This is a genomic window from Ruegeria sp. YTSC199 (assembly GCF_059609725.1).
This window is the reverse complement of sequence record NZ_JBXWMF010000022.1, coordinates 1-22,002: the sequence shown is the minus strand read 5'-3', so window position 1 is coordinate 22,002 and position 22,002 is coordinate 1. Positions and strand designations below refer to the sequence as shown.

21 protein-coding genes are annotated in these 22,002 nt (G+C 60.2%); 5 read left to right on the top strand and 16 right to left on the bottom strand.

The genetic code is table 11. From position 1 onward, the window contains the following. Window positions 1–29: 29 nt before the first annotated feature. From AC2FEE_RS18770 to AC2FEE_RS18725, 10 genes are all read right to left on the bottom strand, one after another. Complete coding sequence (locus AC2FEE_RS18770) at window positions 30–1,019, bottom strand: nuclear transport factor 2 family protein (protein ID WP_496866861.1); 990 nt, start codon at window positions 1,017–1,019, stop codon at window positions 30–32. Continuing rightward, complete coding sequence (locus tag AC2FEE_RS18765; RefSeq protein ID WP_496866860.1) at window positions 1,016–2,059, bottom strand: LacI family DNA-binding transcriptional regulator; 1,044 nt, start codon at window positions 2,057–2,059, stop codon at window positions 1,016–1,018. The genes AC2FEE_RS18770 and AC2FEE_RS18765 overlap by 4 nt, the downstream gene beginning before the upstream one ends. Beyond that, window positions 2,059–2,823 (bottom strand): SDR family NAD(P)-dependent oxidoreductase, encoded by a 765-nt coding sequence (locus AC2FEE_RS18760; RefSeq protein ID WP_496866859.1) that lies wholly within the window; start codon window positions 2,821–2,823, stop codon window positions 2,059–2,061. The genes AC2FEE_RS18765 and AC2FEE_RS18760 overlap by 1 nt, the downstream gene beginning before the upstream one ends. Next, window positions 2,823–3,875, bottom strand: coding sequence for an ester cyclase (locus AC2FEE_RS18755; RefSeq protein ID WP_496866858.1), 1,053 nt, complete (start codon window positions 3,873–3,875; stop codon window positions 2,823–2,825). Before AC2FEE_RS18755 ends, AC2FEE_RS18760 begins: the two co-directional genes overlap by 1 nt. Then, window positions 3,872–5,203, bottom strand: a complete 1,332-nt coding sequence (gene hisD / locus AC2FEE_RS18750) for a histidinol dehydrogenase (protein ID WP_496866857.1) — start codon at window positions 5,201–5,203, stop codon at window positions 3,872–3,874. The genes AC2FEE_RS18755 and hisD overlap by 4 nt, the downstream gene beginning before the upstream one ends. Window positions 5,204–5,217: 14 nt before the next feature. Further along, the gene (locus AC2FEE_RS18745) at window positions 5,218–5,745 is read right to left on the bottom strand and encodes an ester cyclase (RefSeq protein ID WP_496866856.1); all 528 of its coding nucleotides are present in this window, start codon (window positions 5,743–5,745) and stop codon (window positions 5,218–5,220) included. A gap of 128 nt (window positions 5,746–5,873) precedes the next feature. Further along, entirely contained in the window at window positions 5,874–7,028 is a 1,155-nt protein-coding gene (locus AC2FEE_RS18740) for a carbohydrate ABC transporter permease (protein WP_496866855.1), read from the bottom strand. Between the two features lies 1 nt (window position 7,029). Further along, a complete protein-coding gene (locus tag AC2FEE_RS18735) occupies window positions 7,030–8,052 on the bottom strand; it encodes a carbohydrate ABC transporter permease (protein ID WP_496866854.1) in 1,023 nt (340 codons plus the stop codon). A gap of 73 nt (window positions 8,053–8,125) precedes the next feature. Then, a complete protein-coding gene (locus AC2FEE_RS18730; RefSeq protein WP_480681849.1) occupies window positions 8,126–9,337 on the bottom strand; it encodes an ABC transporter substrate-binding protein in 1,212 nt (403 codons plus the stop codon). Window positions 9,338–9,385: 48 nt separating this feature from the next. Next, complete coding sequence (locus AC2FEE_RS18725) at window positions 9,386–10,459, bottom strand: ABC transporter ATP-binding protein (RefSeq protein ID WP_496866853.1); 1,074 nt, start codon at window positions 10,457–10,459, stop codon at window positions 9,386–9,388. Between the two features lie 160 nt (window positions 10,460–10,619). Between AC2FEE_RS18725 and AC2FEE_RS18720 the strand changes: the two genes are divergently transcribed. Together AC2FEE_RS18720 and AC2FEE_RS18715 are read left to right on the top strand one after the other, a co-directional pair. Then, the gene (locus tag AC2FEE_RS18720; RefSeq protein WP_496866852.1) at window positions 10,620–11,621 is read left to right on the top strand and encodes a nuclear transport factor 2 family protein; all 1,002 of its coding nucleotides are present in this window, start codon (window positions 10,620–10,622) and stop codon (window positions 11,619–11,621) included. Continuing rightward, entirely contained in the window at window positions 11,618–12,487 is an 870-nt protein-coding gene (locus AC2FEE_RS18715; RefSeq protein ID WP_496866851.1) for an amidohydrolase family protein, read from the top strand. Before AC2FEE_RS18720 ends, AC2FEE_RS18715 begins: the two co-directional genes overlap by 4 nt. A gap of 19 nt (window positions 12,488–12,506) precedes the next feature. On the opposite strand, the gene AC2FEE_RS18710 is transcribed toward AC2FEE_RS18715, so the two are convergent. From AC2FEE_RS18710 to AC2FEE_RS18695, 4 genes are all read right to left on the bottom strand, one after another. Beyond that, window positions 12,507–12,959 (bottom strand): SRPBCC family protein, encoded by a 453-nt coding sequence (locus tag AC2FEE_RS18710; protein WP_496866850.1) that lies wholly within the window; start codon window positions 12,957–12,959, stop codon window positions 12,507–12,509. A gap of 113 nt (window positions 12,960–13,072) precedes the next feature. Further along, window positions 13,073–14,611, bottom strand: a complete 1,539-nt coding sequence (locus AC2FEE_RS18705; protein WP_496866849.1) for a tripartite tricarboxylate transporter permease — start codon at window positions 14,609–14,611, stop codon at window positions 13,073–13,075. A 10-nt stretch (window positions 14,612–14,621) separates the two neighbouring features. Further along, the gene (locus AC2FEE_RS18700; RefSeq protein ID WP_170411186.1) at window positions 14,622–15,053 is read right to left on the bottom strand and encodes a tripartite tricarboxylate transporter TctB family protein; all 432 of its coding nucleotides are present in this window, start codon (window positions 15,051–15,053) and stop codon (window positions 14,622–14,624) included. Between the two features lie 81 nt (window positions 15,054–15,134). After that, window positions 15,135–16,103 carry a Bug family tripartite tricarboxylate transporter substrate binding protein gene (locus AC2FEE_RS18695; RefSeq protein ID WP_170349510.1) on the bottom strand — a complete coding sequence of 323 codons (969 nt, stop codon included), beginning with the start codon at window positions 16,101–16,103 and terminating at the stop codon, window positions 15,135–15,137. A gap of 148 nt (window positions 16,104–16,251) precedes the next feature. Between AC2FEE_RS18695 and AC2FEE_RS18690 the strand changes: the two genes are divergently transcribed. From AC2FEE_RS18690 to AC2FEE_RS18680, 3 genes are read left to right on the top strand one after another with little or no spacing between them, the layout of a single operon-like run. Next, complete coding sequence (locus tag AC2FEE_RS18690; protein ID WP_496866848.1) at window positions 16,252–16,923, top strand: response regulator transcription factor; 672 nt, start codon at window positions 16,252–16,254, stop codon at window positions 16,921–16,923. Next, entirely contained in the window at window positions 16,916–18,307 is a 1,392-nt protein-coding gene (locus AC2FEE_RS18685; protein ID WP_496866847.1) for a sensor histidine kinase, read from the top strand. The genes AC2FEE_RS18690 and AC2FEE_RS18685 overlap by 8 nt, the downstream gene beginning before the upstream one ends. Further along, window positions 18,304–19,338: an ABC transporter substrate-binding protein gene (locus AC2FEE_RS18680; protein ID WP_496866846.1), complete on the top strand. Its 1,035-nt coding sequence runs from the start codon at window positions 18,304–18,306 to the stop codon at window positions 19,336–19,338. The genes AC2FEE_RS18685 and AC2FEE_RS18680 overlap by 4 nt, the downstream gene beginning before the upstream one ends. On the opposite strand, the gene AC2FEE_RS18675 is transcribed toward AC2FEE_RS18680, so the two are convergent. Further along, window positions 19,335–20,873 (bottom strand): heme biosynthesis protein HemY, encoded by a 1,539-nt coding sequence (locus AC2FEE_RS18675; protein ID WP_496866845.1) that lies wholly within the window; start codon window positions 20,871–20,873, stop codon window positions 19,335–19,337. The genes AC2FEE_RS18680 and AC2FEE_RS18675 overlap by 4 nt on opposite strands. 10 nt (window positions 20,874–20,883) lie before the next feature. Beyond that, a partial coding sequence (locus AC2FEE_RS18670; RefSeq protein ID WP_496866844.1) for a COG4223 family protein occupies window positions 20,884–22,002 on the bottom strand: 1,119 nt, incomplete at its 5' end.

Genomic DNA, 22,002 nt, shown 5'->3' with positions numbered 1-22,002 from the left:
GGCATCAAGAGGGGCTGGCACCAGAGGCATTACACGTCCCCGGTCGCCAGAAGAATCTGTTTCCAAACCGATGATTCATCGAACAGGGTCCACTCCCGGCGCAGCCTGACATCACCGCCGGTCAGTTCTCCCCATTCAGCGTGGCTAATGCCCAGTACATAAATTTCCGCGCCAGTTGGCATACCAAACGCGCCCCAGCCATCGTGCTTACCGTGAAGACTCCAGCGGATAGCCGAGCGTGGAGGCATGTTCGCGTCATCGCGTCCGATCTGGTGATGGACAGTGAAGGTCGCATTGGGCATCGCCGCGCGCAACGACATCCAGAACCGATCCACCGAGTCCCACCCGTGTCCGGTGACACCACCCGGGAATTCGGACTGCACGGCCCGGTCATAAACACGTTCGACCGCACCCATATCCGCGCTCATCATCCGGGTCAGCAGATCGGCATGACGCTGACCCCACTCGTTGTCGTTTCCGCGCCCCTTGTAGGGGCCTTCGACGTCGTTGGCCGGGGTCAGCGGCCTGACGCAGTTTTCCGGCCCACCTTCCCGCGCAATCAGATCGGCGGCGTATTCCTTGGTGTCCCAGCCCATCTGGCGAACGATGGCGCCCTGGTCCCGGATCAGCCATTCGTCATTGATCATGTTGTCGATCGCATGGCAATCGGCCAGGATTCGGTACCGCAGTTTGGTTCCGGTGGGCTTGCCATACACCCCCTCGGCCAAATGCGTCGCAGTTGAGATGATCCGGTGAGAGCTGAGCATGCCGTTCTCCGGTGTTCCCGACCAGATCACGTCCTCTCCCAACAGTTGGCGATCCGGGAACTCGGCCAATGTAGCCATTGTAGCGCCGATGACATTCTGGTTGCCCAGCACGACGGACCCCGGTGCGCGGACAACAATGTCCTCGGCGTAGTACTCGTGCAGAGTCGAGATGCCGCGGTCTTCCCAAATCTCTTTGGTAATACCGATGATATAGTCGGGAAAATCCCGAAACTTCGGATCGAAGCCTTTCATGTCTCTGTCCTTTGTGGTGACCAGCCCCTGGGCAACCTGGCCGATGTCCGCACGACCAGAGGCCCGTCAATGGCCACTTTGCGCGGTTTCGCCGTTGCCGGGGCGTCGATATGTTCAAGCAATGCGGCGACGGTTTCCGCTACCATAAGATTGGCGCGCTGCCGGATCGTTGTCAGGTTGTACGCAGGCCACCCGGCGGGCGGCACGTCGTCATATCCCACGACCGAAACGTCCTCGGGCACACGCAGGCCCAGTTCAAACCGGATCACGTCCATCACTGCCAACGCCATGTGATCATTGGCGACAAAAATCGCGTCCGGTAGGGCCTGAGGTGGGACATCAAACATGCGCCGGGCCGCCGCCCGCGTCTTTTCAGTGTCAAAGTCACCAACCTCATGGGCAAACAAGCTCTGTCCGGCTTCCGACAGTACAGCACGGAACCCGGCCTCGCGGTCGCGCTGGGTCGAGGCACCCTGCCAGCCAGCGATATAGCCGATACGCTCGTGCCCTCCGGCCAGAAGGAACTCGGCCACCTTGCGCCCGCCCACATAGTTGTCGGATGTGACCGAGGTAATGCCTTCGATATCCTGACTACGGTTGAACAGCACGACCGGCACTCCAGCCTGCTGGCAGCGCATCGCAATTTCCGACGACATGGCAACCGAGGCCAAAATGACCCCATCTACCTGATAGTCGAGAATCTCCGCCATTACGTCTTCGATGTTCCCGGCCGTCCTCGAAGCCATGAAGATCAGAACATGATAGCCCTTTTCCTGCAGCGCATTGGACAGTTTCTCAAGCGCTTCGGGATAAAAGTAGTTGTCCAGATACCCGACCACCAGACCGATGATCCGGCTTTTTCCCGAAACCATCGCCCGCGCCAGTACATTGGGGCGATAACCAAGTTCGGCGGCGGCCTTGCGCACCTTTTCTTCAGTCTTCTTACTTACAGAGGCACCGGGCGTGAACACTCGGCTGACCGCCGATTGGCTGACACCCGCCAGCTGCGCAACCTGAAGAGAGGTAACTTTCTCAGCCATCAGTCCGCCGTCCAACCTCCGTCAATCAGCATCGATGTTCCCGTGACCAATGCCGAGGCGTCCGAGGCCAGGTAGGTCACCGCGCCCATGATGTCCTCGACCTCACCGACCCGGTCCAGCTTGATCTTTTCCATGATCCAGGCGGCCCGTTCGGGATTGTCGAACGTGGATTGGGTCAATGGCGTGCGGATGAAGGTCGGGCACACCGTATTGATGCGGATGCGTTGCTTGCCCCATTCAATGGCCATGGCTTTGACCATACCCTCCAGCCCATGTTTGGTGGCGCAATAGAGCGCACGGTCAACGCCACCCACATGACCCATCTGGCTTGAAATATGGATGATCGACCCGGGCTTGCCCGCCGCCATCAACGCCTTGGCTGCATAAGACGACAGAAAGTAGGCCGAGCGCAGGTTGACGTTGGTGACCGCGTTGAAATCCTCGGGAGAGGTTTCAACCGCCGGGCCATGACGCGCCGTTCCGGCAGAGTTCACCACCACATCAAAGACACGACCGTCGAACAGGTCGCGCAACGCCGCAAGATCACCCTGATCCACCACGGCTGCCTCCGCCGACCAGCCCTGCGCTTGAAACGCGGCGACGGTTTCGTTCAAACGATCCGCACCGCGCGCAGCGCAGACCACATGCGCGCCCGCTTCGGCCAGCGCCACGGCGCAGCCCTGCCCAATGCCAGATGACGCACCGGTGACAAGGGCAGTTTTGCCCAACAGAGAAAACGAAGGGGTGCGGGGCAGATCACTCATCAGCTCATTCCATCTGGTATATTAATGCGCCCCATGTTGCGGGCCTTGTTGAATTCCCGCAGTCGGGCGAAAACGTCAACGCCAAGCTGGCGATACGCGTCCAGAAGATCGACCAGAACCCAGTTTTCGCGGATTTTGCCGTTTTCCACCCGCCAGAAATCGAGGCTGCGCATGGTGATCCGCTTACCCGAGGGCGCAATCCCCATCCAGCCATCATGGGTCACGGTCTGGATCATGTTGGGCCAGCCGGTCACGGCGGCATAGTCACCATCACCAAAGAAGTGATAGGTGATGTCATCCACATATTGCCCACGATCCGGCATCCCGTTCAGAAACGGAATCTGGTGCCAGTTTCGGAATCCGGAAAACCCACGCCCGGTACCGATGCCCGCCGGGCCATACCAATTCATGCGGTGATGCCAGAACCGCTCTGGCTCCATCACCTCCGGCCCGCCCTGTGAGGGGTGTTTTTTCAGGTGTTCAAGCATATCGATGATGTGCTGACAGGCCGCTTGCCCCTTGGCCGCATCATGGGGACCGGGCACAAAACCGTCCTGCGTGGCTGGTCCGGGCACGTGCCATTCGCGACCCAGGCTGGGGGCCATCGGCCAGGCATTTGCCTGCATCATCACCTCGGGGACGTCCCACAGGGCCTGCATCTCAACCACTTTGCCATCTGCGAAACGATAGAACTCGTGGAACCGCATCGTCACCTGATGGCCGGTCGGCGGGATATCCAGCCACGGCTCGGTGAAGGTGCCGGTGTAGTAACCACCGCATCCAACCCAATCGGCCCCATGTTCATCCGGGCCAGCCATGACGATATAGTCACGGCGCTCCAGATCGGGCCAGGCCGACTGCAGGTCTTTGTATGCGGTATCGAAATACGCGTCGCTGCCAGTGCTTTCGCCAAAGGGATGGCATAGCCTGTAGACAGCATCAGGGGCACTGACATCTGCCAGCGCCCTGCGCACACCGTCCTCGCTAAAGTCGTACATCGCCGCCCGAAGCGGCGCGATCAGCGATTTATGATGTGTGTGTGTGTCACTCATTCAGCGGCGTCCCGATAGGGCGCGGGCTCACCGTAAGGTACGTTGATCCCGCCATAGCGACGCACTCGGATGTTGCACTGCTCGGCATGGCCAACAAACCCTTCGAGCAGACACAGGCGCGAGCCATATTCACCGATCAGCGTCGCCGCCTCATCGGTCAGAACCTTCTGATAGCTGTGCGTCTTCAGGTATTTGCCGACCCAAAGGCCACCAGTGTAACGACCCGCCTTCTTGGTCGGCAGTGTGTGGTTGGTGCCGATTACCTTGTCCCCGTTCGAAACATTGGTGCGCGGACCAAGGAACAGCGCGCCATAGCAGGTCATGTTCTCAAGGAACCAGTCATCGCGGTCGGTCATGACCTGGACGTGCTCGGACGCGATATCATCGGCGACCTGCAGCATCTCGTCATAGGTGTCGCAGACGATCACTTCGCCATACTCATCCCAGGACACTTTCGCAGTGCCGGCGGTCGGCAGAATGCCCAGCAGACGGTCGACTTCCGACAGGGTTTCCTCGGCCAGTCTGCGCGAGTTGGTCAGCAGAACGCAGGGACTGTTATAGCCATGCTCGGCCTGACCCAGCAGATCAGTGGCGCAAAGCTCGGCGTCGGCTGCGGTCTCGTCGGCGATGACCATGGTCTCAGTTGGACCGGCGAAGAGGTCGATGCCCACGCGGCCGAACAGCTGGCGCTTGGCTTCGGCAACAAAGGCGTTACCAGGGCCAACCAGCATGTGAACCGGATCAATGGTCTCGGTCCCGATGGCCATGGCACCGATGGCCTGAATTCCACCCATGACATAGATCTCATGCGCGCCGCCCAGATGCATGGCCGCGATCACGGCTGCGTTCGGCTTGCCGTTGAACGGAGGCGTGCAGGCGATGATGCGTGGAACACCCGCGACCGAGGCTGTCGCCACGGACATATGCGCCGAAGCCACCATCGGGAACTTGCCGCCGGGCACATAGCAGCCAACGGACTGAACGGGGATGTTCTTGTGACCCAGGATCACGCCCGGCAGGGTTTCGACTTCGATATCCACCATCGAGTCACGCTGTGCCTGCGCAAAGTTGCGCACCTGCTCCTGCGCGAACTTGATGTCCGCCAGTTCACGGTCGGTCAGCTGGCCGATCAGATCGTCAATCTCTTCCTGCGACAGCCGGAAGGACGCGGGCGAGTAGTTGTCGAACTTCTCGCTCAGCTCGCGCACGGCGGCGTCGCCACGGGTTTCGATGTCTTTCAGCGTGGTTTCCACCACGGCGCGTGTCTTTGCGTCGTCCTCGGCCCGGTCGGCGTCAGACTTACCGCGTTTGAGATACTCAATTGCCATTGTCTAAACCCTTTTTATTCAGGACGAGGAGCTGTTTTCTCGCCACGGTCATAGGCTTCCCAGCCTTCACCGTTGAAGATATCGACACCCAGCTGCGCGGCGACATGGGCGAAATCGACGTTCACCCAGTTGTCGACGATCTTGCCGTCGACCACTTTCCAGAAATCCATGTAGCGGATCTCAACCCGTTTGCCGGTGGGCGCGATGCCCAGAAACTCGCCGGAGTGGGTGGCCTCTTGCCGACCAAAGGCCGCGGCCCACTCACCCATGTAAAGGCGCGCTTCGTCGACGCAGGTCTTGTCCGAAAACGCCGCCTGAAACGGGCGTTGCCAGTTGTCCTGAAACTCTTTCAGACCAGTCTTGGTGCCACAGCCCTGATTGCCCAGCCAACGGAACCCTTCCGAGAAGAATTCGCCGATGTCGTCGATCCGGTGGTCGTTCAGACCGTCAACCATGGTTTCGATGACACGGCGGGTGTCTTTGGTTTTGCTCAAGTCCGTGTCGCGGGTCAGGACCGCTTGTTCGGGACGGGAACCTTTCATTTTCTGTCCTTTCAGATCGCAAGAAGTGTGTGAGAGGGGACGAAAGTCCCGCGATCACAAAAAGTCCCTCGGCATTCTGTTCAGCGCCGGATGGCGCGATACTGCGCCGGTGCGCGACCGACTGCTCATCAGCCTTTAACCGCCCCTGCGGTCAGACCGCTGACGATCTGGCGCTGGAAGATCAGAACAAGGAAGATCAACGGCGCTGTAATCGACACGGCAGCCGCCACGGCGACAACCTGATCGGTTGTGGTGGTTTCGCGGTTGAACATTCCGACGATGGCCGGAACCATGGTCTGGTTCTGCGCGTCCAACAGCAGCGAGGTCACCAGAAAGTCGTTATATGCCAGCAAAAAGCTGAACAGACCCGTGGTAATCACTCCCGGCCACATCACCGGCATGATGACACGGCGGAAAGCCTGGAAGTGGCTGCACCCATCGACGCGGGCGGCCTCATCCAGTTCGGCCGGGATGTTCTGAAAGAACGACCGTAGCATCCAGATGGTGAAGGGCTGGTTGATCGCAACCAGAACCGCGATCACCGCGAAAGGCTTACCGTAGAGCGTCGGAGCATTGTCACCCAGGATCGGGCTGAGCCATTCGGCCGAGTTGATGAAGACCGGAAGATAGCCCGCTACCAGAACCGAGTGCGGCAGGGCGCGGAACACCAGTGCCACGATCAGGATCCAGAACGCAAAGGTCGAACCAGAGCGCGCCAGGCCATACCCCGCCAGCGTCCCAACCGTCAGCGAGACGGTCACCACACCGGTGGTCACGATCAGCGAGTTCCGGAAGTTGTTGGAAAAGCCGCGATCAATCCAGACGGTCTTATAGTGTTCGGTCGTCAGACCCAGTACATCCCGACCCAACGGGCCAAGGACCGGATTCAGTACACCAAGGATTGCGGGCAGGATTACGAAGAAGGCCACCAAAAAGCCCACGGCCACGGCCAGAATTCCAATCACCCACCCGATCCATTCCTGATCGGGCTTGGAATAGGATTTTACCATCGAGGGCAGGGTTTTGGTCGCCACCAAAATAGTGCCCCAGATCACCGCGATGCCCAGAATGATATCCAGCAGCGACAGACCATTGCCCTTGGCCAGAGTCGCGGGCCCGAAGATCACGTTCAGCGCGTTGCTGTCAAAGGCATCCACAGGGGATTTGAAACTCATCACCGCGATCCAGAAGATCGGGAAGGCGGCGACCAGACACCAGAAGACCAGGAAGATGTTCGAGGTTAGCCGCAGGCTGAACGGTTGGCGAAGCGCGCGTGAGGACATATCAGTGACCCCCTTTGTGATCGCGCCATGTCCGGCGCAGCGGAAGGATAAGCAGGATGACGATACCGATCATGGTCAGCATGGCGCTGGCCGAAGCCCGGCTGATCGACCGGTTGCCGGCCTGATCGGGCACCAGGAAGTCATAGGTCAGCCACTGCAGCGAGATGACATAGCCCTGGCTCGAGAAGCCTACGATTTCTTCGAAAACGCGATAGGCATCCATCAGGTGGATCATGGCCACGAAAACGATCAGCGGCATCAAGTGTGGGATGACGATATACTTCATCCGCTGCCAGCGGGTCGCCCCGTCGATCACGGCGCTTTCCAGGCTGTCCTGATTGACCGTTTGCAGACCGGCATAGAACACGATGGCGGCAAAGGGCGCGACGTGCCACACGCGGTAGAGCATCATCAGGAGTTCGATTGTCCAGGCCTGCGCAAACAGGGCAATATCGCGGTTCAGCCACCATTCGATCAGCGCGGTCAGGATACCGTCACCCCGGAACAGCCAGTTGATCGACAACACCCCGATGACCGGCGTGATGATGAAGGGCAGCAGCGAGATAAAGATCACCGGTCCGCGGATAGACCGCGCCGCGTTGTTGATCAGAACCGCAATGCCCAAGCCGCAGACGATCACCAAAGGCAGAGTGATCAACGTAAATGTCAGGGTAAACCGCAGCGCCTTCCAGAAGTTGATAGTGGAAAGAACGTTCAGGCTGCTTTCGCTGATCGCGCGCCAGGCCCGTTCCGGTTCCAGCACGTTGCGATAGCTTTGCAGCCCCACGTACTGGGTCTGGGTGATGACCTCGCCATGTTCGTCCAGCTTCGGCTGCGATTTCAACTCGGTGACACAGGTCTGAGTCAGGAAACCGGGTGTGCAGGTTTCGACCTCTACCGTCTCATAGATCGGCTGGGTGATGTAAAAGCTCTGCTTGAACACGCTGACCAGAGGGAAAGCGATAAAGAGAAGCATCATAAAGACAGAGGGGCCAACAAAGGCGGAAAATGTCCGGAAATTCATGGCTCTGCCTTTCTCATGGTTCTCGAAGGTTCAGGAGAGGATGGGAGGGCCGGGGCCCTCCCTCCGGGGAGGATCAGTTGTTGATCAGGCCCGCTTCTTTGGCGGCGGTCAGATACTCGGCCTCGATATCGGCCAGAGTGGTCTGCGCATCCTTGGCACCGGTCAGATAGTCGGCCAGACCGTTACCCAGCGCGCTGTGCAGAACGCCCATCGGGGCCGATGCAGGATACGCTTTGGCGCCGTTCTCTGCCGAAGCCGCGGCACCGGCTGCCAGATCGCCCGGTGTGTAGGCGGGGCTCAGCCAGACCGCGACATCGTTGTTGGCGCTGACCATCTCGCCATCAATGCCTTCCAAAACAAGTCGGAACGCGGCGTCCGCTTCCTCGTCGCTCATGTTCGCGGCCAGAACGATACCGTCCCACCAGATGGTGGTCGACGGTGCAGCGGCACCCATCGGGGCCGACGCCATGGTCACTTTGCCGACCACCTGGCTTTCGGCCTCATCGTTCATCGCAGCGGCGCGGCTGGCCCACAGGTTCGCCATGGCGATCTTGCCCTGCTGGAACTGTTGCTGAACGTAGGTCGAGTCAGAAACCAGGAATTCCGGATCCATGTACTCGGTCATCGCTTTCATGGTCTCAAGCGCTTTGACGCCCTGTTCGTTGTTGATCGAGGGCATGTTGCCTTCGCCAAAGAACTCACCGCCTTCGCCCATGTACATGTTGACGAATTCCTGCGCGAGGTTCCAGCCGGTCTTGAAGGTCCCGCCAATCGGGTACTCCATGACGCCGGCTTCCTTGATTTTGGCAGCGGCGGCCAGAACATCGTCATAGGTCTTGGGCTCTTCGATACCCAGATCAGCCAGAACGTCGTCGCGGTACATCAGGTGCTGTGCGTTCACCATCATCGCAATCGCCATGACTTTACCGTCCACCTTGATCAGCTGGTTCGGCAGCAGGTCCTGGCCGTACTTTTCGACCAGATCATCCAGCGGACGCAACGAGCCTGCGTTCAGCAGCGGGATCATTGTCTCGTTTGCAACGCCACCGATCTGATACAGCGAAGGGCTCGCTGCAAAGGCTTCAGGCTGCTTCTCGCGGAATTCCTGGTCCAGCGAAGCGCTGAAGTTGCCGCATTCAGCCATCGCGTCGGTGACGGCTTTCCAGGCCTCAAAACCAGCCGAAAGTGATTTCAGCGGCACTTCGTTTTCATATGCGCATTCGGCCCATGCGCCAGTTGCTGCGAGGGACATGGCGCCTGCCATGAAAAGTGATTTGAGTTTCATGCGTTTCTCCCTGTCAGGATCGGTCCGTCGTCGACGTCCGGACCGGTGTTATGCCCGAATGGGCTGTTTGTGGGATTGCTCCCCGATCCGCGCACCGCTTTCAGCTTCAAAGAGGTGACAGATTTCCGTTGGCACCGAGAACGAGACCATCTCGCCGATCTCGGCTCGGAAAGCTTTGTCGGCCTTGACCGATACCAGCGCACCGCCGACCCGAACCGAGATCATGGTCGCGTCGCCCAGCAGTTCCAGTGTGTAGATCGGTGCCGTGATCTGGCCCTGCCCTTCGGCAATGCTGGCGTCCTCGGCGCGGAAGCCCAAGGTCATCGGACCATCTGCGGCATCGACCGGAATTTCCACATGCTTGGCGCGGAACACACCGCCCGAAATCTCACCGTCCATCAGGTTCATCGCAGGCGAGCCGATAAAACTGGCGACAAAGGTGTTTGCCGGGCGGTCATAGATCTCGGTCGGGCTGCCAACCTGCTGCACCACACCTTTCTTCATGACCACGACGCGATCGGCCAAGGTCATCGCTTCGATCTGATCGTGGGTCACATAGATGGTGGTGACCGCCAGTTCGTGGCTTAGGTTCTTGATCTGCGCGCGCGTCGAAACCCGCAGTTTGGCATCGAGATTCGACAGCGGCTCGTCCATCAGAAATACGTTGGGTTCACGGACGATGGCGCGGGCCAATGCCACACGCTGTCGCTGACCACCGGACAGCTCCGCGGGCTTGCGGTGCAGGAATTCGTCCAGCTCGACCATAGCGCTGGCACGACGCACTTTGTCGTCATGCGTTGATGGGTCAATGCCGCGCACTTTCAGCGGAAAGCGGATATTCTCATAAACGTTCATATTCGGGTAGAGCGCATAGCTCTGGAACACCATCGCTACGTCGCGGTCCTTGGGTTCCAGATCGTTGACCACCTTGCCATCGACCAGAATCTCGCCCTCGGTGACGTCTTCCAGACCGGCGATCATCCGCATCGTGGTGGTCTTGCCGCAGCCTGACGGGCCCAGCAGCACCAGAAACTCGCGATCCGCGATGGTCAGGTCGAAATTGTGGACCCCGACAAAGCTGCCCCAGCGTTTGCCGACGTTGCGCAGTTGAATTTCCGCCATGGTGCCCCCTGCAAGGATTCGCTTTGCATACGTTTGCAAAACAGTATTCTTCAGTAATCATTTCTGGCAAGACTTTTTTGCATACGTATGCAAAAAAACCCTAACCAGTGATTCTCAATCGCTTAAATCCGAACCTAGCCATCAGAAAAGCAGTACAAACGTGAGCTTTCAGAAAGAAAAAACACTCGTCTCCTCGTTCTTCGAAGCCCTCAACGCAACCAGCGAATCGAATCTGCCCGACGTTCTTGGGCAGTTCTGTGCTGAAAAATTGCTGTGGCGCGGCTTCCATCCGTTCGATGAAATCACCGGCGCAGACGCGGTGGCACGCTTGTTCTGGCAGCCGCTGAAAACCAGCCTGAAACGGATGCAGCGCCGGCAGGATGTCTTTTTCGCGGGCACCAATTCTCTGGAATCGGGTGCGAATGTCTGGGTGGTGTCCATGGGCCATCTGATGGGCCTGTTCGATACGACATGGTTAGGGATTCGCCCCACCGGCAAAATGGCATTTCTGCGCTATTGCGAGTTTCACCGGATCTCGGGCGGAAAGATCGTTGAAACGGCGATGTTTTTCGACATTCCACATCTGATGGTTCAGGCCGGACAAAACCCGTTTCCGCCGCAAACTGCCGCGCATCTGATACAACCCGGGCCGCTGACCCATGACGGTCTGCTGACCGAAGACCAACCCGAGGAAGAAGGCCGCAAGACACTTGCGGCGATCAACGCGATGATCTCGGACCTTGGCCAGTGGAACAGCGGCCTGTCGCTTGAAGACGAGTTGGCCCGCACATGGCATGACGACATGATCTGGTGGGGGCCCGAAGGAATCGGTGCCACCTACACAATCGAACGGTATGCCAAGCAACATGCCGGCCCGTTCCGTGCTTCATTCACTGAACGCTCCAAGACCAGGCATATCTGCCGACTGGCCGAGGGGCATTACGGTGGTTTCTTCGGCTGGCCCAATTTCACCGCCATGCCGACAGGCGGTTTTATGGGCATGCCGGCCACCGGAAAGCCCGGCGAGTTCCGGGTAATCGATATCTATCGCCGCGCGGGTGATAAACTGGCCGAGAATTGGATTTTCATCGACCTTCTGCATTTCTGGAAACAACAGGGCGTCGACATTCTGGCCCGTACAACTGGGATTGAAACACCATGAGGGTCGATGCGCATCACCACCTGTGGAACCTGAAAGCGGTCGAATACCCATGGCTTATGGAAAAGGGAGCGGTGCGGTTCTTTGGCGATCCCACCCCGATTCAGCGCGACTATTTGTTGCCCATGTTTCGCAAAGATGCGGAGGCGGTTGGATTCGAGGCTTCTGTGCATATTCAGGTCGGCGCAGCCGATCCATGGGCCGAGGCACAATGGCTTCAATCCGTCGCCGATCAGTGCCCTGACTGGCCTTTGGTGCAGGTTGCATTTTGTGATCTGACCGCAGGCGACCTGGCGGAACAGCTGGACCGGCTGCAAACACTGGCCACGCTACGCGGGGTACGCCAGATCATTGGCCGCGCGCCGGGTGAGGATCAGCTGTCGGGCACAAATGACCTATTGGACAATCCAAAGTTTCTGGCAGGGCTCAAACAACTGGGCGACCGCGGCCTGTCCTTTGACTTGCAATTGTTGCCCGAGTTGATGGAGCGGACTGCTACCGTGCTGGCTCAGGCACCGGCAACGCAAGTGGCACTGTGCCACGCGGGGTCGCCGCATGACCGGTCCGAACAGGGGTTGGAACACTGGTCCAGGGCGTTGCAATCCCTTTCAGCGCTGCCGCAGGTGACCTGCAAATTGTCTGGTCTGGGCATGTTCGATCACAATTGGAGCACCGACAGTGTCAGGCCAATCGTCGATCGCTGCCTGACCCAATTCGGACCTGAACGCTGCATGTTCGGGTCGAACTTTCCGGTCGACAGCCTGTCATCCAATTACACGGACCTGATCGCCAGACACAAAGAACTCATCCCCGACGCCTATCACGATCAGGTTTTCGGACGCACTGCGCAGCAGTTCTATCACATGTAGCGGCCGGGTGCCCTTTCGGTCAGGGCACCGATTGCTCGGACACGATCTCACCAAACCGGGTGAAGAACTTAGCAGACAACTTTTTCGCGGTGCCCGCGATCAGGCGGCTGCCCAACTGGGCGATCTTGCCGCCGACATCAACCTTGGCGGTATAGGACAGGACTGTCTCATCTCCGTCTTCGGTCAGCGTCACATCAGCCCCACCCTTGGCAAAGCCCGCAGCTCCACCCTTGCCTTCGCCAGACAGGGAAAATCCGTCAGGAGCGTTGGAGGTGTCGAGTGTAACCTCTCCGGCGAATTTTGCTTTGACCGGCCCGATCTTCAGCACGACCTTGGCCGCAAGCTCTTCGGGCGCGTTCTGGGTCAACTCCTCGCAACCCGGGATGCATTCCTGCAAAATCTCGGGGTTGTTCAAAGCCTGATACACGACATCCCGTGGTGCCGAGATGCGGATTTCATCACTCAGGTCCATGCGCGCTTCCTTTGATCAGTGACTTGCCTTGTTCGGCAAAGTTACAGGTTCCACCGCATCTTTCCAGAGTCTGTTTCGGCGCCGCCGATCACCGACCGGCAGCGCCCGGATTATCAGTCGCTGATCGCGCCTTCTTCATCCCGGCGCTGGTGCATCTTGGCCTTGACCCGCGCACCCACGATCAGGGGAAGGACAAAGCCGATGATGGCGATGGCCCAAAGGGCAATGGACAGCGGGCTTTCGATCAGGGTCCACCAGTTGCCATTGTCGATAGTGACCGCGCGGCGCAAGTTGTTCTCCATCGAGTTGCCCAGCAGCGTGCCAAGGATGATCGGCACCAGCGGCACATCCAGCTTGCGCAGCACCCAGCCCATAACGCCGAACCCGATCATCACCAGCAAATCAAAGCTGGACCCTGAGATACCGTAAATGCCAACAAAGCTGACCATTGCCACAATCGGCATCAGGATACGCGAGGGAATCATCAGCACGCGGGTGAACAGGCCAACCATCGGGATGTTCATCGCCAGCAGCATGAAGTTGGCAATGAACAGCGCCGCGATCAGGCCCCAGACCACATCCGGGTTCTGCGTGAACAGCAGCGGTCCCGGTGTGATATTCAGCGCCAGAAGCACCGCCAGCAGAACAGCCGTTGTCCCTGACCCCGGCACGCCCAGCGCCAGCATCGGCACCAGGGCACCGCCAGCAGCAGCGTTGTTTCCAGCCTCGGGCGCGGCCACGCCACGGGGATCACCGGTGCCAAAGGTGTTTTCCTTATCGACCAGCCGTTTCTCCATCGAATAGGAAATAAACGATCCCAGCGACGCCCCGGCTCCCGGCAGGACACCTGCAATAAAGCCCAGAAACGATGTCCGCAGCATGGTTGGAGTACATTTCTTGACCATCGACATCGGCGGGTACAGGCGACCGATGTTCAGCTTGCTGCTTGTGGCGTCAGATCCGCCGTGGCGATGTTCCAGAAAGATGAACACTTCGGACAGAGCAAACAGGCCAACGATGGCCACAAGGAAATCCAGCCCGTCATACAGGTGAACCTCGCCAAAGGTAAAGCGCGGCACGCCGGTCTGGGTATCGACACCAATGGTGGCCAATCCCAACCCCAGCGCGGCGGCAAAGGCGGATTTCGCCTGATTGGTCGAAGACACGCCGCCCAGCGTCATGAAGGCCAGCGCAAACAGGGCAAAATACTCTGCCGGTCCAAACAGCAGCGCAACTTTCACCAGCTGCGGCGCCAGAAAGATCAGACCCCATGTGGCCAGAAACGCACCCACAAAGGATGCAATGCCAGACAGCGACAATGCCTCACCCGCTAACCCCTTTTTTGCCATCGGGTGCCCATCGAGACAGGTCATCATGGCCGGTTCATCCCCGGGGATGTTCAGCAGAATAGACGAGATCCGACCGCCGTACATTGCCCCGTAATAGACACTGGTCAGCAGGATCAGCGAAGGCGTTGGACCCAGTCCCAGCGTAAAGGCCAGCGGGATAAGAATAGCCACACCGTTTGACGGGCCCAGACCAGGCAACGCGCCCATAATCGTGCCCAGAAAACAGCCCAGCAGGGCCAGCATCAAGTTCTGCCATGTCAGCGCGATGGCGAAACCGTCTGCGAGGGATGCAAATGTTTCCATGATCCCCTCCTCAGAAACCCAGCGGTCCGCGGGCCAGCGACAGGCCCAGAACCAGGTGGAAAATGACGTAAATACCAATGGACGTGCCGACACCAACCAGCACGCTTTCCAGCGGGCCGGACCCAAGGCGCCAAGCCAGATAGGCGGCGGCAAAGGCGGTGGCGATGACAAAGCCAACAACGGGCAGCAATTCGGCGTAAAGGATCATCATCACCACGGCTGCGCCGATCTCGACCAGACGGCCCAGCGCGGGCCATTCGGGTTCAGTATCAGGGCGCAGGGCAATAACGATGCTCGACAGACCAAGAATGGCGGCAATGATCAGCGGGAAGGCCTTGGGCCCAACGGCATCGGACAGAAAGCTTTCCTCGATCGCCAATGCGGAAAAGGCAAATCCGATGGCGAGCAGCAATCCGACGACCCCGAAGATACGGTCACTCATCGGTGTCTCCTATTATTCGGGTAAGTGATTTGGACCCGGGCGCAGCAAACAGGGGCCGCGCCCGGATACCAGTGAGTGGTGTTACTTGATGATCCCGATCTCTTTCGAGATGGTCTGGATCTGTCCCACGGATTCGGCCACGAAGTTCTGGAAGTCTGCGCCTTGCAGGTCCAGCGGGGCCAGACCGTTGGCGGCCATCACCTCTTTCCATTCGTCCGAAGCGTAAAGATCGCCGATCTTGCCGACCCAGTCGCCATAGGCGTCATCAGTCATACCGCCGGGGGCGTAAAAGCCGCGCCAGTTGGCCCCGATGGCATCAATCCCCTGTTCCTTGGCGGTGGGGAAATCGGCGAATTCACCGGGCAGACGTTCGGGCGCCAGCACCGCGATCACTTTGATATCGCCGGAGTCCACGAAACCCTTGGCCTCGGAGATATCGCCGGTGAAGGCTTGAACCGAACCGGCCAGCAGCTGGGTCACCGCCTCACCGCCGCCGTCAAAAGCGATGTATTTGACCGAGCGCACATCATCGATGCCATAAGCATTCGCCGCAATCAGAACCTTCAGGTGATCCCAGCCACCCACGGCCGAACCACCGGCAACCGACACGGCGGTCGGGTCCGCTTTGATCTGATCCAGAAGCTCGGGCAGGGTATTGACCGGGCTGTCGGCTGCCACGGCGATCACACCATAGTCGGCCCCGATAGCCGCCAACCAGCGCACCTGATCCATGGTGTTGCCCGGATAGGCCCCCTGTGCCAGACGGGTTGCGGTAGCCGCGCTGGCCGCAACGATCAGCTCGTTATCCTCACCGCGCTTGTTGACCACCTCGGCAAAGGCCACACCACCGCCGCCGCCTGCCAGGTTCACAACCTGCATGGTCTGGTCGATCAGGCCCAGATCCTGCAGCGATTTACCGACCTGACGGCAGGTGAAATCCCAGCCACCGCCGGGGTTGGCCGGGGCGATACATTCCTGTGCACTGGCGGCCACGCCAGACAGGGCAAAGACAGCAGCCGCAATCGCGCCACTGGTTCCAAACAGTTTCATTCGTGTCTCCTCCTTGGGTCTTTTTGGGCCGCGTTCCAGCGGCCGAAACCGGTCCCCGCAGGCGCATGTCCTTGCAGGTCGTAACTGTTTACCGAATAATGCTGTCACGAACCTGTCACGGTTCCTGCGTCCGGTCTTGGGAGGGGTCATGCGCGTTCTGATGGTCGAAGATGCCGAGGACCTGGCCGAGGGCGTGGTGGCCCATCTGGCCCGGTCCGGCGTGGTGTGTGATCTGGCGACCACAGTGGAGTCCGCGCGCGATTTCCGCGCGGTGCAAAGCTATGATGCCATGCTGCTGGACATTAACCTGCCCGACGGGTCCGGCCTGAACTTCCTTGGTAAGATCCGAGCCTCGGGTGACCGCACCCCAGTGCTGATGCTGACTGCGCTGACCTCGGTCGAGGATCGCGTGGCCGCCTTGGACAAAGGCGCCGACGACTATCTGGGCAAACCATTCGATCAGCGCGAGTTGGAGGCGCGGCTGCGCGCCCTCGTCCGCCGGGACGCTGACCGCAAGAGCGAACAGATCACGCTGGGTCCACTGATCTACGCCCCCAAGGACCGCAGTGCCACGCTGGAGGGAAAGCGCCTGAACCTGACCGCACGCGAGGCCGCCGTGCTGGACGCGCTGATCCGGCATGAAGGGCAATACATGTCGAAAACGCGGCTGTATGGCTCGCTTTACGGGTTCGAAGACGCGGATGTAGGCGAGAACGCGATCGAGCTGTATATCGCACGCCTGCGCAAGAAGTTCACCGGTAGTACGATCAGCATCACCACCCAGCGCGGGGTGGGATATCGGATCGGTCTGGATGCCTAGACTGCTCTTGCCCCACAGTCTGACCGCCCGTGTTCTAAGCGCGGTGATGCTGATCCTGATACTCGGCGGCTGTCTTGTGGCGCTGTCGATCTGGGCCAATGGCCGGTTGGCGGCGCGGCAGGCTTACGACCGCTTGCTGCTGGGTGCGGCCAGCGATATTGCCGAATCTGTGCGCATACAGAATGGCGAGCCGTTCGTGGATCTGCCGGTCTCGGCCTTTCAACTTCTGGCGCAGGCCCCCGATGACCGGATATTCTACGCGGTGCAGGTGCCCGGTGGCTTGTTTATCACCGGACTGGACCGCGATACGGTGATCGAGGTGCCACAGCAACCCGGCACCGCACCCTTCTACTTCACCACCGACCTGAACGGAGAACCCGCCCGCTTTGTCCGCGTGGCCCGCCTGTTTGCCGAACGGGATTTCTCGGGCGAAGTCGAAGTGCTGGTTGGCCAGACCCTACGCGCGCGTCAAACCATGACTGCGGGTCTGATGCGCGATGCGCTGCTGCCCATGGCAGTTTCGGGGATTTTGCTGCTGATCATGTCGTGGTTTGTCACCCGTTCCGCCATGCGCCCGCTCGAGGCGCTGTCCGCGGACCTCACCCGCCGCGATCCGCATGACCTGACACCGATGGCCAGCGACGGGTTACCGCGTGAGTTGCAGGTGATGCTGACCGCGATGAACCGATTCATGGGGCGATTGGACCGGCAAGTGGAGACGATGCGCAACCTGATCGCCGACACCGCGCATCAGCTGCGCACCCCGGTTGCCGCCATCCGGGTGCAGGCCGAGATCGCGCAGGACGACCCCGACCCGCCGGCCCGCGCGCGTGCTCTGGACCGGTTGTTGAGGCGGACACGGTCACTGGGCACCCTGCTGGATCAGCTGCTGTCCCGCGCCATGGTGATCCACCGCATCGACAGCGCCCCACGCCGCCCCGTCGATCTGCGCGAGGTGGCGCTGGATGTGCTGGAACAGAGCGATCACGAACTGGTCGCGCCCGGGGTCGAGGTTCGGCTGGAGATCGGAGAAACCCCGGTGCTGGTGAATGCCGATGCCTTTTCCCTTGGCGAGGCGGCGAAGAACCTGCTGGGCAACGCGTTGCGGCATGGTGAACCTCCGGTCAGCATTGGGGCAACGCAAGAGGGCAGCCGCGCCGTTCTGTGGGTCCGCGATCACGGCCCCGGCCCCGCAACGCCCATCGCCGATCACGTCGGAGATCGGTTTAACCGCACCTCTGGCTCGGGTGAGGACAGCAGTGGGCTGGGCCTGTCGATCGTGAAATCCACCGCCGAGGCTTTTGACGGCACGGTTGAGATGGCACGTAACAACGCCGGATTCCGCGCAGCACTCAGCTTTCCGGTCACAAGGGGAATGGAATGATCCGAGTCCTAACACTCTGTCTTCTGTTTTCCCTGCCCGGCACCGCGCGCGCGCAGGAAGCCACAGCCAGTTACGGTGGCGGCGCCGATCCGATGTTGATCCGCTCGACCACGGATATCGCCATCATTGCCCCAGTGCTGGAGCGTTTCGCCGAACTGAACTCCGACCTACGGATCACCTACGAGCAATGGGGTTCGAACGCACTGTTCCAGCACAGCCGCACGGTCTGCAAGGGCGGTCAGATCCCCGCCGATGTGGTGTTTTCCTCGGCTATTCAACAGATGGTGTGGCTGGTCAATTCCGCCTGTGCTCACCGCTACCGTTCCCCCCGGACCGAGGCGTTGCCGGACGCGCGGCGCTGGCGCGATGAGCTTTGGGGCATCACCACCGAACCCGCTGTCATCGCCTATAACAAAGCCCTGCTGGACGATCAGTACGTCCCTCGCAACCGATTTGCCCTGCTGGACGCGATGCGCACGCAGCCCGAACTGCTGCGGGGTCGGGTGGCGACCTATGACATCGCCGCCTCAGGCTTGGGGTATTTGTTCGCCTATGGTGACAGCCTCGAGGCCACAACCTTCGGCTCTCTGATCGAAGGGTTTGCCCGCATCGATGCCGTGGCCACCTGCTGTTCGTCCGAGATTATTCGTGACGTGGCCGAGGGTCGGTTCCTGATCGCCTATAACGTTCTGGGATCCTATGTGGCCAACGCCGACGCGCCGGGCGTGGGGGTGATCCTGCCCGAGGACTACACGCTGGTCCTGTCCCGCGCCTTAATGATCCCGGCGCAGGCGGGCAACAAGGACGCCGCGACCGGATTTCTGGATTTTCTGCTGTCACCCGAGGCGCAAAACCTGCTGGCGGCCTCGGGCCTTGTTGCCCAAATGGACGCGGCAGAAACCGGCCTGACGCCCAGTGCCCGCCGCTTTATTGCGCTGTCCCCGGCGCTGCTGGTTGCACGCGATCAGAACCGCCGGGCGGAGCTGTTCAAACTTTGGAACGATGCCTTTGACGTGGAAACCGCGCGCTAGGCCTGTTTCTCGACCACCGGCTTTCCCTCGGCATTGACCGCCGGTTCAGCATCGGGCCGGACAGGTTCGACCTGCATCTCGATAACCTCGGGCTCAACCGTCTCTTCGACCTCTTCGATTTCAGGTTCCGGCTCGGGCTCGGGTTCCTGTTTGTCCTCAAGCGCACCGACGATCAGCGGCAGCATGTGAACACCGGTGGCCGTTGCGATCTCGGGCGTTTGCGGGGTTTGCCAGCTGAGCGTGTCAAAGCTGCCGCAGTTCTGACAGACCGGAGCCCATTCGGGCTGGATATCGTGGCAGTTGTCGCAAACCCATTGCGGGCCACGCGGAGCATTCAGCGCCTTGGCCAGCCAACCCTGCACCACCGCGTCCGTTGCGCCCTCGCCTCGCTCAATCGCTGCCATCAAGGTATAAGCTCGCGCGTCGGCCTGTTTCTCAACCACATCGCCCAGTGCTCGACGGGCTTCGGGAAAATCCTCTGCCACGATGTTCAACTCGGCCAGGATCAACCGGGTTTCGAGGTTTTCAGGGTGAATACGGGTCAGAGCAGTGAAGCGTTTGATCCGCGCATCGGGCGTTTCATCCGGCGCGATCTCGGCAAAGGCGTGGGCCAGATCGGGATGCGGCTGTACCTCCCAGGCTTTTTTCAGGATCTTGGTGGCTGCGCGCGGCTTGCCCTTTTCGATATATGCGCGTGCGGCCATCGCGGCTGCAGGCACCAGGTCGGGCGACAGGCGGTTGGCCTCGATCGCGTGTTCCTGCTGTTCGACGGTGGCGCCCTCGGCCAGAATATCCTTGGCTTCGGACAGGGCCAGCACCGCATCGCGACGCTTGAACACGTCACGCGGCAGATGACCGGCCTTCAGCTTGGCGGTCAGGGTCGAACGCGCGCCGGTCCAGTCTTGCGATTTGGTCTGCAGACCCAGCAGGATATCCTGCGTCTCGGCATGGCGCGGTTTGATCGCCAGCGCCTTTTCGGCCAGTTTGCGGGCGGTGTCGTCATCGCCTTCGGCCAGTTTCTGTTTCATGATGCCGCGCACCCCAACAAAGCGGGTGGCGTTGTTGGTGACCAGCTTCTTGTAGGTATCGGATGCCTTTTGGGTATCGCCGTTCATTTCGGCCGCCTGTGCCACCAGCAGGTTGGTCAGTTCCGGCTTGTTGAGCAGTTTCTCGGCCTTGTATGCCTTGTTCATCGCCACGCGCCCCTCGCCCGACGCCAGTGCCATAAGGCCGTCGGCCAGCGCCTGATAGCCGCGCTTTTCGCGGCTGCGGTCGAAAAAGCGCGACAGGGCAGTTTCGTCCCCGTTGAGGAATTTCAGCGTCGCGATCAGCAGCGTCAGCAGTTTGAAGAACACCCATATCAAAACAACCAGCACGCCCAGCGCGATCACCGATTGCAGCGGCCCCAAGGTGAATTCCTGACCCCACGCCGTGATCTGCACGCCGCCACTGGTTTCCATCAGGAACATGGCGCCCATGGCCAGCAGGCCGATAATCGCTACAAAAACAAGGATCTTTAACAATGACCACAGCATGGCAGGTCCTTCAGTTCGAGTTTACGCTGGATTGCAGCGCATTTGCGGCATCCACGGCGGCTTCACGGGTCTGAGCCGCCTGTTCCCAATCGGCCAGTGCCGCCTTTGCCGCATCGGGCAGGGAGTCGAGTTCGTTCAACGCCGCAGCGACATCACCGCCCGCCAGCGCAGCCTCGGCCCGCGACAGCACCGCATCGGGGCTATCGCCCTCTTGCGGAGTGACCGAACGCGCGCCGGTCTGGCGTTGCAGGAATGCGACCAAACCCGTCGCCTTGTCCGTATCCCGCGCATCCGCAAGGGCAGTGCGGGCTGCGGGTGTGAAAGATTCCCGCAGCGCGGCCAGTGAGGCAACGCCTTCTTTTGCCGGGGCCGACAGTGCCTCCGGTACGGTCACACCACCGGCTGCCAGCTCGGCCACCAGACTTTCATAAGGCTGACCCGCGTCCAATTGGCTGTGCACCTGAGACAGGATCGATGCATTGGTCGCCGCCTGCGCCTTGGCAGCGGCCTGCGCCTCAAGCGCCTGCGCATCCGAGACCATTTTCTCAACCTCGGCGCGTTGCGCGGCCAGCGAATCCTGCAGTTTCTTCAATTCGGCCTCGAAAGCGGCTGACACTTCGGCCGAGGCACCTTGCGTCAGCGCACCGCTTTCCAGATCGCTCAGACGGCCGGCCAGAGGGTCGATCTTCCCCGCCAGCCCGTCGAGGCCTGATTTCACCGCGTCCAGTTCCGCACCAAGCGGCGTGATCTGATCGGTCAGGGCAGCAATTTTGCTGTCCACGTCCGAATTGTTAGAGCTATCGGCCAGAGATTTCGTCAGTGCCTCGATCTGGCTGGATTGATCATTGAGCTTTGCTTCAAGTGCCGCAAGGCCATCGGACTCACCTGACCCGAACAGACCCGCGCTGCCTGCGGCAAATCCTATCCCCGCCGCAAGTACACCGCCAAGCAGAGCTGGCACAAAGCCGCCACGTTTTTCCTGTTCAGGTTCTGCAGGCTTGTCTGCGCTCGTCGCAACGGGGTCTTCCGCAGCCGGCTCGATGGGCGCTTCGGCTTCGGCTTCGGCTTCGGCTTCGGCTTCGGCTTCGGCTTCGGCTTCGGCTTCGGCTTCGGCTTCGGCTTCGGCTTC

Coding starts and splice junctions, on each gene's coding strand:
- AC2FEE_RS18710 (WP_496866850.1), bottom strand. CDS start 12,959: ATGGACCTGAGTGATGAAATCCGCATCTCGGCACCACGGGATGTCGTG.
- AC2FEE_RS18760 (WP_496866859.1), bottom strand. CDS start 2,823: ATGAGTGATCTGCCCCGCACCCCTTCGTTTTCTCTGTTGGGCAAAACT.
- AC2FEE_RS18735 (WP_496866854.1), bottom strand. CDS start 8,052: ATGAATTTCCGGACATTTTCCGCCTTTGTTGGCCCCTCTGTCTTTATG.
- AC2FEE_RS18700 (WP_170411186.1), bottom strand. CDS start 15,053: ATGAGTGACCGTATCTTCGGGGTCGTCGGATTGCTGCTCGCCATCGGA.
- AC2FEE_RS18725 (WP_496866853.1), bottom strand. CDS start 10,459: ATGGCGGAAATTCAACTGCGCAACGTCGGCAAACGCTGGGGCAGCTTT.
- AC2FEE_RS18685 (WP_496866847.1), top strand. CDS start 16,916: ATGCCTAGACTGCTCTTGCCCCACAGTCTGACCGCCCGTGTTCTAAGC.
- AC2FEE_RS18770 (WP_496866861.1), bottom strand. CDS start 1,019: ATGAAAGGCTTCGATCCGAAGTTTCGGGATTTTCCCGACTATATCATC.
- AC2FEE_RS18755 (WP_496866858.1), bottom strand. CDS start 3,875: ATGAGTGACACACACACACATCATAAATCGCTGATCGCGCCGCTTCGG.
- AC2FEE_RS18690 (WP_496866848.1), top strand. CDS start 16,252: ATGCGCGTTCTGATGGTCGAAGATGCCGAGGACCTGGCCGAGGGCGTG.
- AC2FEE_RS18680 (WP_496866846.1), top strand. CDS start 18,304: ATGATCCGAGTCCTAACACTCTGTCTTCTGTTTTCCCTGCCCGGCACC.
- AC2FEE_RS18695 (WP_170349510.1), bottom strand. CDS start 16,103: ATGAAACTGTTTGGAACCAGTGGCGCGATTGCGGCTGCTGTCTTTGCC.
- AC2FEE_RS18765 (WP_496866860.1), bottom strand. CDS start 2,059: ATGGCTGAGAAAGTTACCTCTCTTCAGGTTGCGCAGCTGGCGGGTGTC.
- AC2FEE_RS18675 (WP_496866845.1), bottom strand. CDS start 20,873: ATGCTGTGGTCATTGTTAAAGATCCTTGTTTTTGTAGCGATTATCGGC.
- AC2FEE_RS18705 (WP_496866849.1), bottom strand. CDS start 14,611: ATGGAAACATTTGCATCCCTCGCAGACGGTTTCGCCATCGCGCTGACA.
- AC2FEE_RS18740 (WP_496866855.1), bottom strand. CDS start 7,028: ATGTCCTCACGCGCGCTTCGCCAACCGTTCAGCCTGCGGCTAACCTCG.
- AC2FEE_RS18745 (WP_496866856.1), bottom strand. CDS start 5,745: ATGAAAGGTTCCCGTCCCGAACAAGCGGTCCTGACCCGCGACACGGAC.
- AC2FEE_RS18730 (WP_480681849.1), bottom strand. CDS start 9,337: ATGAAACTCAAATCACTTTTCATGGCAGGCGCCATGTCCCTCGCAGCA.
- AC2FEE_RS18715 (WP_496866851.1), top strand. CDS start 11,618: ATGAGGGTCGATGCGCATCACCACCTGTGGAACCTGAAAGCGGTCGAA.
- hisD (WP_496866857.1), bottom strand. CDS start 5,203: ATGGCAATTGAGTATCTCAAACGCGGTAAGTCTGACGCCGACCGGGCC.